At 64.5% G+C, this 15,681-nt stretch carries 13 protein-coding genes; 4 read left to right on the top strand and 9 right to left on the bottom strand.

Annotated elements, in window-relative coordinates; genetic code table 11:
• Nucleotides 1-76 precede the first annotated feature (76 nt).
• The 5 genes from A9D60_RS07935 to A9D60_RS07915 all read right to left on the bottom strand — a co-directional run bounded on the left by A9D60_RS07935 (nt 77) and on the right by A9D60_RS07915 (nt 6,992).
• Nucleotides 77-859 carry a crotonase/enoyl-CoA hydratase family protein gene (locus A9D60_RS07935; RefSeq protein ID WP_065267083.1) on the bottom strand — a complete coding sequence of 261 codons (783 nt, stop codon included), beginning with the start codon at nt 857-859 and terminating at the stop codon, nt 77-79.
• Between the two features lie 20 nt (nt 860-879).
• The gene (locus A9D60_RS07930; protein WP_065267082.1) at nt 880-1,737 is read right to left on the bottom strand and encodes a hydroxymethylglutaryl-CoA lyase; all 858 of its coding nucleotides are present in this window, start codon (nt 1,735-1,737) and stop codon (nt 880-882) included.
• Between the two features lie 76 nt (nt 1,738-1,813).
• On the bottom strand, nt 1,814-3,751 hold the full coding sequence (locus A9D60_RS07925) for an acetyl-CoA carboxylase biotin carboxylase subunit (RefSeq protein ID WP_065267081.1): 1,938 nt from the start codon (nt 3,749-3,751) through the stop codon (nt 1,814-1,816).
• A 9-nt stretch (nt 3,752-3,760) separates the two neighbouring features.
• Complete coding sequence (locus tag A9D60_RS07920; protein WP_065267080.1) at nt 3,761-5,365, bottom strand: carboxyl transferase domain-containing protein; 1,605 nt, start codon at nt 5,363-5,365, stop codon at nt 3,761-3,763.
• 100 nt (nt 5,366-5,465) lie between these two features.
• Nucleotides 5,466-6,992 (bottom strand): AMP-binding protein, encoded by a 1,527-nt coding sequence (locus A9D60_RS07915; protein ID WP_065267079.1) that lies wholly within the window; start codon nt 6,990-6,992, stop codon nt 5,466-5,468.
• Between the two features lie 149 nt (nt 6,993-7,141).
• Between A9D60_RS07915 and A9D60_RS07910 the strand changes: the two genes are divergently transcribed.
• Nucleotides 7,142-7,744: an OmpW/AlkL family protein gene (locus A9D60_RS07910; RefSeq protein ID WP_065267078.1), complete on the top strand. Its 603-nt coding sequence runs from the start codon at nt 7,142-7,144 to the stop codon at nt 7,742-7,744.
• 95 nt (nt 7,745-7,839) lie between these two features.
• Here the strand turns inward: A9D60_RS07910 and A9D60_RS07905 are convergent, their stop codons facing one another.
• Nucleotides 7,840-9,000: an isovaleryl-CoA dehydrogenase gene (locus A9D60_RS07905; protein ID WP_065267077.1), complete on the bottom strand. Its 1,161-nt coding sequence runs from the start codon at nt 8,998-9,000 to the stop codon at nt 7,840-7,842.
• Nucleotides 9,001-9,166: 166 nt separating this feature from the next.
• The gene (locus tag A9D60_RS07900; RefSeq protein ID WP_065267076.1) at nt 9,167-9,820 is read right to left on the bottom strand and encodes a DUF1236 domain-containing protein; all 654 of its coding nucleotides are present in this window, start codon (nt 9,818-9,820) and stop codon (nt 9,167-9,169) included.
• Nucleotides 9,821-9,986: 166 nt separating this feature from the next.
• Between A9D60_RS07900 and A9D60_RS07895 the strand changes: the two genes are divergently transcribed.
• Nucleotides 9,987-10,445 (top strand): CreA family protein, encoded by a 459-nt coding sequence (locus tag A9D60_RS07895; protein WP_065267075.1) that lies wholly within the window; start codon nt 9,987-9,989, stop codon nt 10,443-10,445.
• Here the strand turns inward: A9D60_RS07895 and A9D60_RS07890 are convergent.
• Both A9D60_RS07890 and A9D60_RS07885 read right to left on the bottom strand, forming a co-directional pair.
• Nucleotides 10,433-11,626 (bottom strand): DegT/DnrJ/EryC1/StrS family aminotransferase, encoded by a 1,194-nt coding sequence (locus A9D60_RS07890; protein ID WP_065267074.1) that lies wholly within the window; start codon nt 11,624-11,626, stop codon nt 10,433-10,435. The two genes, A9D60_RS07895 and A9D60_RS07890, sit on opposite strands and share 13 nt — an antisense overlap.
• Before the next feature lie 79 nt (nt 11,627-11,705).
• Nucleotides 11,706-12,368: an HAD-IA family hydrolase gene (locus A9D60_RS07885; RefSeq protein WP_065267073.1), complete on the bottom strand. Its 663-nt coding sequence runs from the start codon at nt 12,366-12,368 to the stop codon at nt 11,706-11,708.
• Between the two features lie 131 nt (nt 12,369-12,499).
• On the opposite strand from A9D60_RS07885, the gene glmU reads away from it, so the two are divergent.
• Both glmU and glmS read left to right on the top strand, forming a co-directional pair.
• Nucleotides 12,500-13,855, top strand: coding sequence for a bifunctional UDP-N-acetylglucosamine diphosphorylase/glucosamine-1-phosphate N-acetyltransferase GlmU (glmU, locus tag A9D60_RS07880; protein WP_065267072.1), 1,356 nt, complete (start codon nt 12,500-12,502; stop codon nt 13,853-13,855).
• Nucleotides 13,855-15,678 carry a glutamine--fructose-6-phosphate transaminase (isomerizing) gene (gene glmS / locus A9D60_RS07875; protein ID WP_065267071.1) on the top strand — a complete coding sequence of 608 codons (1,824 nt, stop codon included), beginning with the start codon at nt 13,855-13,857 and terminating at the stop codon, nt 15,676-15,678. Before glmU ends, glmS begins: the two co-directional genes overlap by 1 nt.
• Nucleotides 15,679-15,681: the final 3 nt, after the last annotated feature.

The following is a 15,681-nucleotide window of genomic DNA, read 5'->3' as shown; positions in this document are numbered from 1 at the left end:
CAAGCGTTTTCATAAGAAAAGCGGCCGCAGGGGGAACTGCAGCCGCCATGAAAACGTGAGTCAGATATGCCGCTTTTCAGCTTTGCCATGCCGGTTTGCGTTTTTCAAAGAACGCCGCGATCCCCTCTCCTGCCTCCGCCCCTTCCCAGCGCTCCACAAGCGCCTTGATTGTATGGTCGATCACGCTGTCATCCAGCCGCGGCCCCAGATCGCGGGCCAGCTTCTTGGCCGCCGCCACCGCGCCGGGGGCACAGTTCAGATAGGGGGCAACTTCCGCCTCGACCGCCTCACTCAGCTGCTCCGCGGGCACCGCCTTGGCAAGCAGGCCAAGCTCGACAGCTTCCGCCGCGCCGAACAAACGCGCCGACATGAACACGCGCCGGGCCTTGGCCTCGCCCATGCGGGCGATGACATAGGGGCCGATGGTGGCGGGAATCAGACCCAGCTTGGTCTCGGTCAAGCCCATCTTCAGATGATCCGCACCAATGGCCACGTCGCAGACCGACGCCATTCCGACACCGCCGCCGAAGGCGTTGCCCTGCACCGCACCAATCAGCGGTTTCGGAAGGGTGTTGAGCGCCATCAGCATCTCCGCCAGCACCCGCGCCTCGCGCGCGCGGGTTTCGGCATCGGCATCCATCTGCGCCCGCATCCAAGCAAGGTCGCCGCCCGCGCAAAAACTCTTACCCGCACCTGTCAGCACAACCACGCGCACGGTTTCGTCCTCGGCCAGCCGTTTTGCCGCCAGGGTCAGCTCCTGCAGCATCTGGCCAGACATGGCGTTGTGCTTCTCAGCCCGGTTCAGGGTCAGGGTGCAGACGCCGCGGGCGTCGGTGTCCAGGGTGATTGTCTCAAACATCTTGTGTCTCCGCTGAATTCTTACTGCAGGCCGCGCATGGCACGGGCGAGTGCTGCGGCCTCTTCCAGCACATCTGCGTTCAGCCCAGTGTTATAGCCCAATTCCGTGAGGCGCTTGTGCACCGCTTCCGTTGCCACATTCCCCGCCGCGCCCGGCGCATAGGGGCAGCCGCCGAGGCCGCCCACGGCCGCATCAAACACCCGCACCCCCTGCGCCAGCGAGGCCTCGATATTGTCGAGCGCCCGGCCCGCGGTGTCGTGGTAGTGGCCTGCCAGCTGTGCAGCGGGCACCCGCGCGGTGACTGCCTTGAGCATCGCAGTGATCGCCTCCGGGGTGCCCTGCCCGATGGTGTCGCCCAGTGATATCTCGTAACAGCCGAGCGCGTACAGCCGTTCGGCCACCTCCGCCACCTGTTCAGGCGGCGTCGCGCCGTCATAGGGGCAATCGGTCACGCAGGAGACATAGCCCCGGACCGGCAGCCCGATCTCCTTGGCGGCCTCCAGGATGGGAAGAAAGCGGGTGATGCTTTCCTCGATGGTGGCGTTGATGTTGGCCTTGGAGAAGCCTTCGGAAGCGGAGGCAAAGACCGCAATCTCATCCGCCTTGGCAGCCACCGCATCCTCGTAGCCGCGCATGTTGGGAGTGAGCGCCGCATAGCGCACACCGGAGGCGCGGTTGATGCCCGCCAGCACCTCTGCGCTGCCCGCCATCTGCGGCACCCATTTGGGCGAGACGAAGCTTGCCACTTCGATGCGTTTGAAGCCGGCGCGGCTCAGGCAGTCGGTCAGCGCCACCTTTTCCGCAACCGGGATTTCCCGCTTTTCATTCTGCAGCCCGTCGCGCGGGCCGACCTCGAAGATTTCGGCAAATTCACCCATGGAATGCCCTCCGGCTTCATCTTTCCAAAAATACTCAAACCGCAGCGGGGGCGGCAGGCGCCACCCCGGTCCCGGGTCAGCCGTCTTCTTCTTCCAGCCGCACCAGCGCCGCCCCGGCCTCAACCTGGTCGCCGGCAGCAGCCAGAACCTCCGCCACCACGCCGTCGCGGGCCGCCAGCAGGGAATGCTCCATCTTCATCGCTTCCAGAATGGCCAGCCGGTCGCCCTCTTTCACCGCCTGGCCGGCTTCGGCAAAGACCGCCTTGACCAGACCGGGCATCGGCGCCTCGATCACGTTGCTGTCGCCGCCTGCTGCCGCATCGCGGTCCAGCGGGTCAATCGCGGTGAACTCCAGCCCATAGGCATCATGCACGGTGATCAGCGTTCCCGACTGAGACACCGCGGGCATCCGGCGTTCATCAATGCGCCATTGGCCCTGGCTGCGTTCGGCCACGACGGTTTCGCCATCAACGGTCCACATCTGCCGGTCCACCCCGTCCACCTGCACGTCCGCCGTGAACTCCTCGCCCGCATGGGACAGGGTGACAGCCCGGTGCAGGGGCGCCCAGAGGATAAAGCCGGTGTCCGGTACAGCCTCCACCAGATTCAGCGCCACCATGCCGGCCGCCGCCTTGTGGCGCAGCTCCACCACCGGTGCCGCTGTCAGCGCGTCCAGATCGCGGGCAATCAGGCCGGTGTCCACCTCGCCATTGGCAAACCCCTCATGCGCCGCCAGTGCGCCGAGAAAGGCGAGGTTGGTGACGGTGCCGCCGACCTGCGTCTCCTCCAGTGCGCGCGCCAGCCGCGACAGCGCCACCTTGCGGGTGGAGCCATGCACGATCACCTTGGAGATCATCGGGTCGTACCAGGGGCTGATGGTGTCCCCTGCCCGCACACCGCTGTCGGCGCGGGCTTCTGCCGGGAAGGACAGATGGGTCAGCGTGCCGGTTGCAGGCAGGAAGCCCTTGGGCACGTCCTCCGCATAAAGCCGTGCCTCAAACGCGTGGCCGGTGATAGTGAGGTCTTCCTGCTTGGCAGGCAGGCTCTCGCCAGAGGCAACACGCAGCTGCCACTCCACCAGATCAACGCCGGTGATTAGCTCCGTCACCGGATGCTCCACCTGCAGGCGTGTGTTCATTTCCATGAACCAGAACCCGTCGGTGTGCAGCCCGTCAGAGCCGTCGACGATAAATTCCACCGTCCCCGCGCCCTTGTAGCCGATGGCCTCAGCCGCGCGCACACCGGCCTGGCCCATCGCCTCACGCATCTCCGCGGTCATGCCCGGCGCGGGCGCTTCCTCGATCACCTTCTGATGGCGGCGCTGCAGGGAGCAGTCGCGCTCGAACAGATGCACTGCGGTTTCGCCGTCGCCAAAGACCTGCACCTCGATGTGCCGCGGCTGCTGGATGTATTTCTCGATCAAGACGTCCGGGTTGCCGAATGCGGTGGTCGCCTCGCCCTGGGCGCTTTTCAGGGCATCGACGAACTCGGATGGCTTCTCGACCAGCCGCATCCCCTTGCCGCCGCCGCCGGCAACCGCCTTGATCAGCACCGGATAACCGATTTTCCCCGCCTCGCCGGCCAGAAACTCCGGGTCCTGATTGGTGCCGTGATAGCCCGGCACCACTGGCACGCCGGCCTCCTCCATCAGCGCCTTAGCGGCGTCCTTGAGGCCCATCTTGCGGATCGCATCCGCCGACGGCCCGATGAAGGTGAGGCCCGCGGCCTCCACCGCCTCGACGAACTTCGGGTTTTCCGACAGGAAGCCGTAGCCCGGATGGATCGCCTGGGCGCCGGTTTCCTGTGCGACGCGGATGATCTCATCGCCCTTCAGATAGCTGTCTGCCGGCGCCGGGCCGCCGATATGCACGGCCTCATCCGCCAGCGCCACGTGTTTGGAGGCGGCATCGGCGTCGGAGTAAACAGCCACGGTCCGCACCCCCATGGCACGGGCGGTTTCCATCACGCGGCAGGCAATCTCTCCGCGGTTGGCAATCAGGATTTTGTCAAACATGGGAGATCCTCACATCCGGAAGACGCCGAAGCGCGTGTCTTCGATCGGGGCATTCAGGGCAGCGCTCAGCGACAGGGCCAGCACGTCGCGGGATTTGCGCGGGTCGATGATGCCATCATCCCAGAGACGCGCAGAGGCATAAAGCGGGTGGCTCTGCTCCTCGAACATCTCGATGGTGGGGCGCTTGAACTCCGCCTCCTCCTCAGTGCTCCAACTGCCACCTTGGCGTTCGATGGCGTCGCGTTTCACAGTTGCCAGCACGCCCGCGGCCTGCTCGCCGCCCATCACCGAGATGCGGGAATTCGGCCAGGTCCACAGGAAGCGCGGGGAATAGGCGCGGCCCGACATGCCGTAGTTGCCGGCACCGAAGGAGCCGCCGACCAGCATGGTAATCTTCGGCACATTGGTGGTCGCCACCGCGGTCACCATCTTGGCGCCGTGGCGGGCGATACCTTCGTTTTCGTATTTGCGGCCGACCATGAAGCCGGTGATGTTTTGCAGGAACACCAGCGGGATCTTGCGCTGGCTGCACAGCTCAACGAAATGCGCGCCCTTCTGGGCCGCCTCGGAAAACAGCACGCCGTTGTTGGCGATGATGCCGATCGGGCAGCCCTTGAGGTGGGCAAAGCCGGTGACCAGGGTTTCGCCGAAACGCGGCTTGAATTCGTCAAAGCGCGAACCGTCCACCAGACGCGCGATCACCTCGCGGATGTCATAGGGCGTGCGCAGGTCTCCTGGAACCACACCGAGGATTTCCTCGGGATCATAGGCGGGTTCCTCGGGGCTGGCCCAGTTCACCGTCAGCGGTTTGGTGATGTTCAGCGACTGCACCGAGCGCCGGGCCAGCGCCAGCGCGTGGGCGTCATCCTCGGCCAGGTAGTCGGCCACGCCGGAGAGGCGCGTGTGCACATCGCCGCCGCCCAGGTCCTCGGCGCTGACGACCTCCCCCGTGGCGGCCTTCACCAGCGGCGGGCCGGCCAGGAAGATGGTGCCCTGTTCCTTTACAATGATGGTGACATCCGACATTGCAGGCACATAAGCGCCGCCCGCGGTACAGGAGCCCATAACCACGGCAATTTGCGGGATGCCCTTGGCCGACATACGCGCCTGGTTGTAGAAGATGCGCCCGAAATGGTCGCGGTCCGGAAAAACCTCGTCCTGATTGGGCAGGTTGGCGCCGCCGGAGTCGACCAGATAGATGCAGGGGAGACGGTTTTCCTCCGCAATCTCCTGCGCGCGCAGGTGTTTCTTGACCGTCATCGGGTAATAGGTGCCGCCCTTCACGGTGGCGTCATTGCAGACCACCATGACCTCCTGCCCGTGCACCCGGCCGATGCCTGCAATCACACCCGCCGAGGGTGCAGCGCCGTCATACATGGCATGCGCCGCGGTGGCGCCGATCTCCAGGAACGGAGAGCCGGGATCCAGCAGGTTCGCTACCCGGCGGCGCGGCAGCATCTTGCCGCGGCTTTCATGGCGGGCGCGGGATTTCTCGCCGCCGCCCATGCGCGCGGCCTCCGCCGCCTCGCTGATCTGCGCAAGCGCGTCCAGATGCGCCTCGCGGTTCTGCTTGAAGCCGTCCGAGGAGGGCATCGCCTTGGATGTGAGTTTCATGTCCACTCTCCCATTGTAGGGGTTAGGCTGTGTCCCGTTATACGGGATATTTCTTTCATTCCGGTTGGGGCAGCGTACGCCGGGTATGCAGCACCCTGGGTCATTCGGCTTCCCCTGCCGCGCGCGCCTTCAGCTCCTTACGGATCACCTTGCCGGTCACGGTCATTGGCAGCTGTTCAAGGAAGGCGACCTCGCGCGGGTAGGAATAATGCGCGAGGCGGTCCTTGACGCAGTCCTGCAGTTCCTGCTCCGAGACTGAGGCGCCGGGTTTCAGCACCACATAGGCCTTGACGATTTCGGTGCGCAGGGGGTCGGGCTTGCCAACCACGCCCACTGTCGCCACCGCGGGGTGGGTCAGCAGGCAGTCCTCGATTTCCGCCGGGCCGATGCGGTAGCCGCCGGAGGTGATCACATCATCCTCGCGGCCGACAAAGCGCAGGTAATCGCCCTCCCAGATGCCGCGGTCGCCGGTCACCAGCCAGTCCCCGCGGAACTTGGCGGCGGTCTCTTCGGGCCGGTTCCAGTATTCCAGCAGCATCGAAGCAGAGCCGCGGCGGATGGCGACGTCGCCCTCGCCTTGCGTGGGTTTGCCTGCCTCGTTGATCACCGCCAGCTCATGCCCCGGCACCGCCTTGCCAATGCAGCCCGGGCGCGGCTCGAAATCGGCGGCACAGGAGGAGGCCACCATGTTGCACTCGGTCTGGCCGTAGAATTCGTTGATGGTGACGCCCAGTTGCCGCCGGCCCCAAGCGAGCATCTCTGCGCCCAGGGGCTCTCCGCCGCTGGCAACAGAACGCAGACCGTCGAGCCCCTGCCCCGCTGCCTTCAGCATCCGCAGCGCGGTTGGCGGGAAGAAGATGTTGCGCACCCCGGCCTTGGCGATGAGATCCGCGCAGGCCTGTGGCGTGAACTTGTCCAGCCGCGCAGCAACCACCGGCACGCCCAGCGCAAGGCCCGGCATCAGCACGTCGAACAGCCCGCCGATCCAGGCCCAGTCCGCCGGGGTCCAAAGGACATCCCCCGGCTGGCCGAGGTGATCATGGCTGATGGCAACACCCGGGAGGTGGCCGGTCAGCACCCGGTGGCCGTGCAGCGCGCCCTTGGGGCTGCCTGTGGTGCCGGAGGTGTAGATCAGCACCGCGGGGGTTTCCGGGGTGGTGTCGGCGAAAGGCACCGGGCCGCCGTCAATCCCAGCGGTGTCGGCCATCACCGCCTCGGCCAGATCGCCCAGCAATTCCGCGCCTTCCGGATCGGTGAACACGAACCGCACCCCGGCGTCACCGGCACGCGAGGCCAGCGCGTCATGTTTGAACAGCTTGAACAGCGGCACCGAAATGCCGCCTGCCTTCCAGATCGCCAGATGCGCCGCCGCGCACCAGGGCGACTGGCTGAGCAGCACGCCCACCCGGTCGCCCGGCTGGATGCGGGTCAGCAGGTAACGCGCCAGCCCGTCGGTCATTGCCTTCAGTTCGCCATAGGAAATGTCCCGGCGGGCGGAGGAGGTCATGTCGATCAGCGCCAGCGCATCGTCCGGCTGTGCCAGGCATTGCGCCGCCATGTTCAACCGCTCTGGCAAGTTCCAGCTGCCGTCTGCGCGAAGCCCGGGAATGTTACGATTTTGATGCATGTTTAGACATTCCCGAAACGCATAACTGGTATGCGTCTTTTCTTCGTATTTTCAACAGGTAACAGCGCGCCGATTTGACTCAGATCAGGGTCTGCGGTTCGTTTCGGGCGCATTACGTCGAGGTGAACACAAGAAAAGGGACGCACCCCATGAAACGCATGGTTTCCGCGCTTGCGCTGACCTCCGCCCTGGCCGCAATGGCCGCCCCCGCAATTGCTCAGGAGCAAGGCGATTGGACCGTCGGCGTTGGTATCGCCAATGTGAACCCGAAATCCGATAATGGCACCCTGGCCGGCGCGCTGGCTGACATTGATGACGGTACCGCGCTGTCGCTGACCGTTGAGTACTTCTTCCGTGACAACTGGGGTGTCGAGCTGCTGGCGGCCACACCGTTTGAGCATGACGTCAACTTGGGTGGCGCCTATGCGGCCTCCGCCAAGCAACTGCCGCCGACCCTTTCGGTCAACTACCACTTCCCCACCCAGGGTGTGATCAAGCCGTTCCTCGGCCTTGGCCTGAACTACACCACCTTCTTTGAGGAAGAGACCGCGCTTGGCACGCTCAAGCTGGACGACAGCTTTGGCATCGCGGTGAACGCCGGTGCCGACTACCAGATCTCCGACAATGGCGCGCTGCGGTTCAACGTCCGCTGGATGGACATCGACACCGACGCAACCCTGGACGGCGCCGCCATCGGCACCGCTGAGATCGATCCGGTTGTCGTGAACTTCGCTTACGTGCACCGCTTCTGATCCTTGGTGATCCAGATAAGGCTTGGCAGCTTGCCTCGTGCCGCCGGGCCTGTTTCAGCCCCCGCGCTTCCCTTCGGATGCGCGGGGTTTTGCATTTACATGGTGCCCATCAGCTCGCGGCCGATCAGCATCCGGCGGATCTCAGAGGTGCCCGCACCGATCTCCATCAGCTTGGCATCGCGGAAAATCCGGCCAACCGGATTGTCGGACAGGTAACCTGCGCCGCCAAAGGCCTGCACCGCCTGGTGCGCCTGGGTCATCGCGACCTCAGAAGCATAGAGGCAGCAGGCCGCTGCGTCCTGGCGGGTCACGGTGCCCTTGTCGCAGGACTTGGCAACCTCATAGACATAGGCCCGCGCGGTGTTCATCGCGGTGTACATGTCGGCGATCTTGGCCTGCATCAGCTGGAAGTTCCCGATCGGCTGGCCGAACTGCTTGCGCTCTGCCATGTAGGGCATCATCTCATCCATGCAGGAAGCCATGATGCCGGTGCCGATGCCCGCCAGCACCACGCGCTCGTAATCCAGGCCGGACATCAGCACGCGCACGCCCTTGCCTTCTTCGCCCAGGATGTTTTCGAACGGGACCTCCACATCCTCGAACACCAGCTCGGCGGTGTTGGAGCCGCGCATCCCCAGCTTGTCGAAATGCTTGGAGGTGGAGAAGCCCTTGAATTCCTTTTCGATCAGGAAGGCGGTGATGCCCTTGGAGCCGGCCTCCGGATCAGTCTTGGCATAGACCACCAAAGTGTCGGCGTCGGGGCCGTTGGTGATCCAGTACTTGTTGCCGTTCAGGCGGAAGTGGTCGTTGCGCTTTTCAGCACGCAGGCTCATCGAGACCACATCGGAGCCAGCGCCTGCTTCGGACATTGCCAGCGCGCCGACGTGTTCGCCGGACAGCAACCGCGGCAGGTATTTCGCCTTCTGTTCCGCGTTGCCGTTCAGCTTGATCTGGTTGACGCAGAGGTTGGAATGCGCACCGTAGGACAGCGAGACTGAAGCGCTGGCGCGGGCGATTTCCTCAATCGCGACGGTATGGGCCAGATAGGACATGCCGGCACCGCCGAACTCTTCCGGAACAGTGATGCCCAGCAGGCCCAGCTCGCCCATCTCTTTCCACAGCTCCGCAGGGAACTCGTTCTTCTGGTCGATCTCCTGCGCCATCGGCTTGACGCGATCCTGCGCCCAGCGGTGAACCACATCGCGCAGCGCGTTCACGTCCTCACCAAGATCGAAAGTCATGCTTGCGTTGAACATCCCGCAGATCCTCCAGGCCAGAGCCGATTATATGAACAGTTGTTCAATTCAATAGAGGAGCCCGCGATTCGGGTCAATCGTGTTCCTGGTTGGGGTGCCTGAACGGCAGCGGGCGGCCCGCATGGGGCCGCCCGCCTAAAGCAGTTTCAAATTGGGTCAGCTTGGATCAGCGGACCACATGGACCACGGTGCGGCTGTCCGCCTCCACCAGGACCGGCAGGCCGTTCAGGTAGACATAGCGGTAGCCGGTGTCCGGAACCGGGGTCAGCTGCACTCCTTCCGGGATCACGACGCCAGTCACCACTTCGCCCTGAACATAGACGGGTTCGGTGGCATGGCTGCGCACATAGGTCACAACCTGTTCGTCCGGCACCACTGCCTCACCTGCGACGGCGCCTGTAATCGCCCCGGCAACGACACCAGCCGGGCCAGCGATAAGGCCGCCGGTGATGGCACCGGTGATGGCGCCAACTTCCTCATCGTGTTCGCCGGTATTTTCATAGGTCACGGTACTGATCTGCACCGGACTGTCCTTGGCCACCACCGGCACATATTGCTCGGTGACGGCGCCGGTCAGGTATTCGCCGTAGGCCCAGCCGTCAGCGCCTTCGTAGCTGACCTTGCACCAGTTGCTCTCCTCGATGCAGCCTTCCAGATCGACGGCACCCTCTGCCGCAATCACACCGACGATTTCATGCTGCGGCCCCGGACCCGCACGCAGGTTCAGATCGGTGACAGCCTGCGCCTGGACATTCGCCCAAACCGGGGCGGCCAGCAGGGCCAGAGTGGAAGCGGTCAGGGCGATTTTGGACGTGTGCATCGTTTTCTCCTCAATGCCATTTCGTTATTAGGCGCCTCGTTGCGCCGTTGCGGGGGCTCAACGTCCGCTGCCGGAAAAAGGTTCCAGGGATCTTTTCACCGGACCTGCGCGTAGACATTTGAGAAATGAGGAAACATTTTCCCCGCAGCACCGACAGGAGCACCGCATGACACGATTGAAACAGACCCTGGCCGCCGCATTTTGCCTGCTGAGCCTGCCCGCCGCCGCTGAAGAGGTCGGGGAGATCGGCGTCGACTGGGTGGGCAACGACATCATCATCGAGGCCATCGCCGACCCCAAGGTCGAAGGCGTAACCTGCCATATCGCCTATTTCGAGCGCGGACTAATCGACCGGCTGTCCAAGGGCAACTGGTTCGAGGATCCCTCAAATGCCTCCATCGCTTGCCGCCAGACCGGCCCAATAACGGTGGGTGACATCGACCGCAGCCGCGGCGGCGAGGATGTGTTCCGCGCGTCGCGTTCGATCATCCTGAAATCGCTGCGGGTAAAGCGGATCTTTGACGAGGCCAACCAGACGCTGATCTATGCCGCCCACGCGGCAGAGCTGACCGACGGATCGGCCAAGGTCTCGATTTCAACGGTGCCGCTCTATCAGGCGGACTGATAGACGGCAGAGACCTCAGCCCGGATGATGCGCGCGATCTGGGCGCAGTCCTCCAGGCTGAAGGTCAGCGGCACCCGCATGTCTATGATGCCTGCAAGGATGCGGTCGCTTTGCGGCAGCCGCGGGGTGTCCGCATAGCGCCAGCTGTCGTAGCGGGAGGTGAATGCGACGGGCTCCGGCGTGCCGAACCATTTCAGTTCCACCCCGCGGGCGGCGCAGCGGCGCACCGCCTCCTGCACTGCCTCCTCGGACCAGTCCAGAAGCAGGAACTGGATTGAGGAGCCGACATAGACCTCTTGTGCGGGGCGCTCCACCACCGTCAGGCCGGGCGTGCCGCGCAGGCCCTCTTCGACCGCGCGGTAGCGGTCGTTCCAGCGTTCCACCTGTGTGTTCAGATCCCGCAGCTGCGGCCGCAGGACGGCGGCGCGCAGGTTGTCCATCCGGCCCGAGATGTTGGGGGTTTCGTATTTCACCCGCTCGAACACCTCCGGCCCCGGCGCCGCCAAATGGCGGCCATAGAGCATGTAGGAGCCGGACATCATGATGGCGCGGGCAGCAATTTCCTCGTCGTCGGTGATGAGCAGCCCGCCCTCGCCCGAGTTCACATGCTTGTAGGTCTGGCAGGAATAGCAGCCCACTGCCCCTTGGCGGCCCGACAGCACCCCGTTCCAGGAGGCCCCCATGGTGTGGGCGCAATCCTCGATCACTGTGATACCGGCAGCATCGCAGATCGCCATCAGCCGGTCCATGTCGCAAAGGTGCCCGCGCATGTGCGACAGCATCAGCACCTTGGCCTGAGCCGCCTTGGCCGCCAGATCATCCAGATCAATGGTCAGGTCTTCGGTGACTTCGACGAACACCGGTTCCGCCCCGACAGAGGCAATGGATCCCGGCACGGGCGCCAGCGTGAAAGCGTTGGTCAGCACCTTGCCGCCGGGCTTCACCCCGACAGCCCGCAGCGAGGTTGCCAGCGCATAGCCGCCGGACGCCACCGCCAGGCAGTATTTCGCACCCATCTGCGCCGCGAACTCCTGCTCCAGCAGCGCGGTTTCACCCTCTTCGCCCTCTGCCACGTTATAGCGGTGCAGCCGCCCGTGCCGAAGCACCGCCAGCGCGGCCTCGATGGCGTCTTCGGGGATGGGTTCCTGCTGGGTGAATGACCCGGTAAATGTCTCGCTCATGCGGCGTTTGTGAGCCGCGGGCGGCCAGCGGTCAAGGGGGAAGCCGGACAGACGGTTTTCCCGAAACTAAGTTGCGGTATCACGCAATCAGCCGCTCCGCGACGTCCAGAAGGTCCTCGAAGCGGTCGAGCAGAGCTTCGGGCTTCAGCGCCGCCATATCATCGCCCGAGGGACCGAAGGTCACCAGCACCGACGGCACGCCGGCATTTGCCGAGGTGTTGCGGTCGGTGTCGCTGTCCCCGACCAGCAGGGTGCGGGCCGGGTCGCCGCCTGCGCGGCGGGCGGCCTCAAACAGCGGCGCGGGATCAGGCTTGCGCACCGGCAGCGTGTCGGCCCCGACCAAGGAGGCAAAGTTGTCGCGTACACCTAGGCTGCGCATCAGTTGGTCCGCCAATCCTTCCGGCTTGTTGGTGCAGATGCCGACGCCGAAACCTGCGGTTTTCAATTCTTCCACTGCTGTCATCGCGCCGGGATACAGCACGGTGTGGTGGTCGATGGCATCGCGGTAGGCTTCCAGCAGCACCGGATAGAACTCATCAACGGTGGCCTGATCGAACTGCCCTGCCCGCTTCAGGCCGGTCGCCAGCATGTTGCGTCCGCCGCGCAGAGCGACGGCAGCATCCTCCGGGCGGTCCAGAACATCGCCCAGCCCCATCTGCCGGAAACAGGCGTTGGCCGCGGCCAGCAGATCGCCCGAGGTATCCGCCAGCGTGCCGTCCAGATCGAAGATAACCGTTCGCATGTCCTGCCCTTTCGGCACTTTTCCGCCGCCGCATGTTGCAGCCCGCAATCTTGTTTGATGGCGCTATCCCTTGCGCCCCGCCTGTTAGCGGATAAAACGGGAGCGCTAAAAAGACAAAGAGAAAAGCGATTATGAGCATTGCCCTTGTCATCCTGGCGGCCGGTAAAGGCACGCGGATGAACTCCGACCTTCCGAAAGTGCTGCACCCGATTGCCCAGGCGCCGATGCTGGAGCATGCGATGGCCGCGGGCCGCACACTGGCGCCGGAGCGCACCATCATCGTGGCAGGCCACGGGGCGGATGAGGTGCGTGCGGCAGTTGCCGAAATCGACGAAGAGGCCGAAGTTGTCCTGCAGGAGGAGCAGCTTGGCACCGCCCATGCGGTCGATCAGGCCCGCACCGCGCTGGACGGGTTCGAAGGCGATGTGGTTGTGCTTTATGGCGACACGCCCTTTGTCAGCGCGGACACGCTGGAGCGCATGGTTGAGGCCCGCCAGCGCGCTGACCTGGTGGTGCTGGGGTTCGAAGCTGCCGATCCGGGCCGTTACGGCCGCCTGGTGATGCAGGGCGACAGCCTGGAGCGGATTGTCGAGTTCAAGGACGCCACTGAGGCGGAGCGCGCGATTTCCTTCTGCAACTCCGGCCTGATGGCGGGCAAGGCCAGCGCGATGTTCGATCTGATCGCCAAGGTCGGCAATGAAAACGCCTCCGGCGAATACTACCTGACCGATCTGGTGGAGCTGGCCCGGCGCGAGGGTCTGAACGTCACCGCCGTGTCCTGCGATGAGGCAGAGACGCTGGGCGTCAATTCCCGCGCCGAACTGGCGCAGGCGGATGCACTGTTCCAGGCGCGCGCCCGGGCGGACCTGATGGAACTGGGCGTCACCCTGATGGCGCCGGAAACCGTCTACCTTGCCTTTGATACCTTCATCGGCCGCGACACCGTAATCGAGCCCAACGTGGTCTTCGGCCCCGGCGTCACAGTAGAAAGCGGCGCGCTGATCCGTGCGTTTTCGCATCTGGAAGGCTGCCACGTCAGCCGCGGCGCCAAGGTCGGGCCGTATGCGCGCCTGCGTCCCGGCGCGGAGCTGGCTGAAAACACCCACATCGGCAACTTCGTCGAGATCAAGAACGCCGAGATTGCCGAAGGCGCCAAGGTCAACCACCTCAGCTACATCGGCGATGCGTCGGTCGGTGAAGCGACAAATATTGGCGCAGGCACGATTACCTGCAACTATGACGGGGTGATGAAGCACCGCACCGAGATCGGCGCCCGCGCCTTTATCGGATCGAACACCATGCTGGTGGCCCCGGTTCGCGTCGGCAACGAGGCGATGACCGCCACCGGCGCCGTGGTGACCAAGAATGTGGAAGACGGCGATCTGGCCATCGGCCGCGCCGAGCAAAGCAACAAACCGGGCCGCGCGCGCAAGCTGATGGACATGCTGCGCGCCAAAAAGGCCCGCCTGCAGAAGGGAGCCAAGTGATGTGCGGAATTGTCGGCGTACTGGGCAATCACGAAGCCGCCCCGATCCTGGTCGAGGCGTTGAAGCGGCTGGAATACCGCGGCTATGACAGCGCCGGGATCGCCACGGTGAACAACGGCGCCCTGCGCCGCCGCCGAGCAGTGGGCAAGCTGGTGAACCTCTCCGACCTCCTGGTGCATGAACCGCTGGCCGGCAAGGCCGGCATCGGCCACACCCGCTGGGCCACCCATGGCGCGCCGTCGGTCAGCAATGCCCACCCGCACCGCGCCGGCGCCGTGGCGGTGGTCCACAATGGGATCATCGAGAACTACAAGGAACTGCGCGCAGAGCTTCTGAACTGCGGCATGGAGTTCCGCACAGAGACCGACACCGAAACTGTCGCCCTGATGACGGAACGCTATCTGAAAGAGGGGCACTCCCCCGTCGATGCCGCTTTCAAGACCCTCGACCTGCTGGAGGGAGCCTTTGCCCTGGCCTTCCTGTTTGACGGCGAAGAAGACTTGATTATCGCCGCCCGCAAAGGCTCGCCCCTGGCGATCGGTCATGGCGACGGCGAGATGTTCGTGGGTTCCGACGCCATTGCCCTGGCGCCGCTGACCGACCGGATCACCTATCTGGAAGAAGGCGACCGGGCTGTTGTCACCCGCGCCGGCGCCGAGATCCGCGGCGCAAACGGCGAGCTGGTGAACCGCGAAACCAAAACCATCCAGATCGACTCCTCCCAGGTCGACAAGGGCGGCCACAAGCATTTCATGGCCAAGGAAATCGCCGAGCAGCCGCATGTGATTGCCGAGGCCATCCGCCACTACCTGCCGGTTGAGGAAAACGCCGTGCGCCTGCCCGGCGAAGGCGTGGATTTCTCGCAAGTCGAGCGGCTGACCATGGTTGCCTGCGGCACCGCATTCTATGCCTGCCTGACTGCAAAATACTGGTTCGAGCAGATCGCCCGCCTGCCGGTCGAGGTCGATATCGCCTCCGAATTCCGCTACCGCGAGCCGCCGATCCCCGGCAAAACCCTGGCGCTGTTCGTGTCCCAATCGGGAGAAACCGCCGACACCCTGGCGGCGCTGCGCTACTGCCAGGAAAAGGCGGACAAGATCCTGTCGGTGGTGAACGTCCCCGAAAGCTCCATCGCGCGGGAAAGCGATCTGGCGCTGCCGATCTTTGCCGGGCCGGAAATCGGCGTGGCCTCGACCAAAGCGTTCACCTGCCAGCTGACGGTGCTGCTGGCGCTGGCGCTCAAGGCTGCCTGCGACCGCGGGCACCTTTCGCCTGAGGAAATGGCCGAATACGCCACTGCGATCCGCGGGCTGCCCAATGTGCTGTCCTCCGCGCTGGAGCAGAACGAGGCGATCCGCCTGGCAGCGCAGAAGGTCAGCGAAGCCCGTGACGTCTTGTTCCTGGGCCGCGGCCTGATGTTCCCGCTGGCGCTGGAAGGCGCCTTGAAGCTGAAGGAAATCAGCTACATCCACGCCGAAGCTTATGCCTCCGGCGAGCTGAAGCACGGCCCCATTGCCCTCATCGACAAGAACATGCCGGTGGTGGTGCTGTCGCCCAAGGACTCGCTGTTCGACAAGTCGGTTTCCAACATGCAGGAAGTGCTGGCACGCAAGGGCAAGGTGCTGATGATCTCTGACCAGGACGGCATTGACGAGGCAGGCGACGACGTCTGGTGCGCGATCCGGATGCCCCGCATCAAGGAGGCTCTGTCGCCGATCCTCTATGCCATTCCGGCGCAGCTGCTGGCCTATCACACCGCGGTTGCCAAAGGCACCGACGTGGACCAGCCGCGCAACCTGGCGAAATCGGTGACGGTGGAGTGAGCC

The organism is Leisingera sp. JC1 (genome assembly GCF_001679925.1).
Classification (GTDB): Bacteria; Pseudomonadota; Alphaproteobacteria; order Rhodobacterales; family Rhodobacteraceae; genus Leisingera.
The sequence above is the reverse complement of the archived record's forward strand: the minus strand, read 5'-3'. Positions and strand labels throughout refer to the sequence as shown.

Bases quoted from the DNA above. Each gene is read 5' to 3' on its own strand.
- A9D60_RS07935 (WP_065267083.1), bottom strand. From the start codon at position 859: ATGTTTGAGACAATCACCCTGGACACCGACGCCCGCGGCGTCTGCACC.
- A9D60_RS07930 (WP_065267082.1), bottom strand. From the start codon at position 1,737: ATGGGTGAATTTGCCGAAATCTTCGAGGTCGGCCCGCGCGACGGGCTG.
- A9D60_RS07925 (WP_065267081.1), bottom strand. From the start codon at position 3,751: ATGTTTGACAAAATCCTGATTGCCAACCGCGGAGAGATTGCCTGCCGC.
- A9D60_RS07920 (WP_065267080.1), bottom strand. From the start codon at position 5,365: ATGAAACTCACATCCAAGGCGATGCCCTCCTCGGACGGCTTCAAGCAG.
- A9D60_RS07915 (WP_065267079.1), bottom strand. From the start codon at position 6,992: ATGCATCAAAATCGTAACATTCCCGGGCTTCGCGCAGACGGCAGCTGG.
- A9D60_RS07910 (WP_065267078.1), top strand. From the start codon at position 7,142: ATGAAACGCATGGTTTCCGCGCTTGCGCTGACCTCCGCCCTGGCCGCA.
- A9D60_RS07905 (WP_065267077.1), bottom strand. From the start codon at position 9,000: ATGTTCAACGCAAGCATGACTTTCGATCTTGGTGAGGACGTGAACGCG.
- A9D60_RS07900 (WP_065267076.1), bottom strand. From the start codon at position 9,820: ATGCACACGTCCAAAATCGCCCTGACCGCTTCCACTCTGGCCCTGCTG.
- A9D60_RS07895 (WP_065267075.1), top strand. From the start codon at position 9,987: ATGACACGATTGAAACAGACCCTGGCCGCCGCATTTTGCCTGCTGAGC.
- A9D60_RS07890 (WP_065267074.1), bottom strand. From the start codon at position 11,626: ATGAGCGAGACATTTACCGGGTCATTCACCCAGCAGGAACCCATCCCC.
- A9D60_RS07885 (WP_065267073.1), bottom strand. From the start codon at position 12,368: ATGCGAACGGTTATCTTCGATCTGGACGGCACGCTGGCGGATACCTCG.
- glmU (WP_065267072.1), top strand. From the start codon at position 12,500: ATGAGCATTGCCCTTGTCATCCTGGCGGCCGGTAAAGGCACGCGGATG.
- glmS (WP_065267071.1), top strand. From the start codon at position 13,855: ATGTGCGGAATTGTCGGCGTACTGGGCAATCACGAAGCCGCCCCGATC.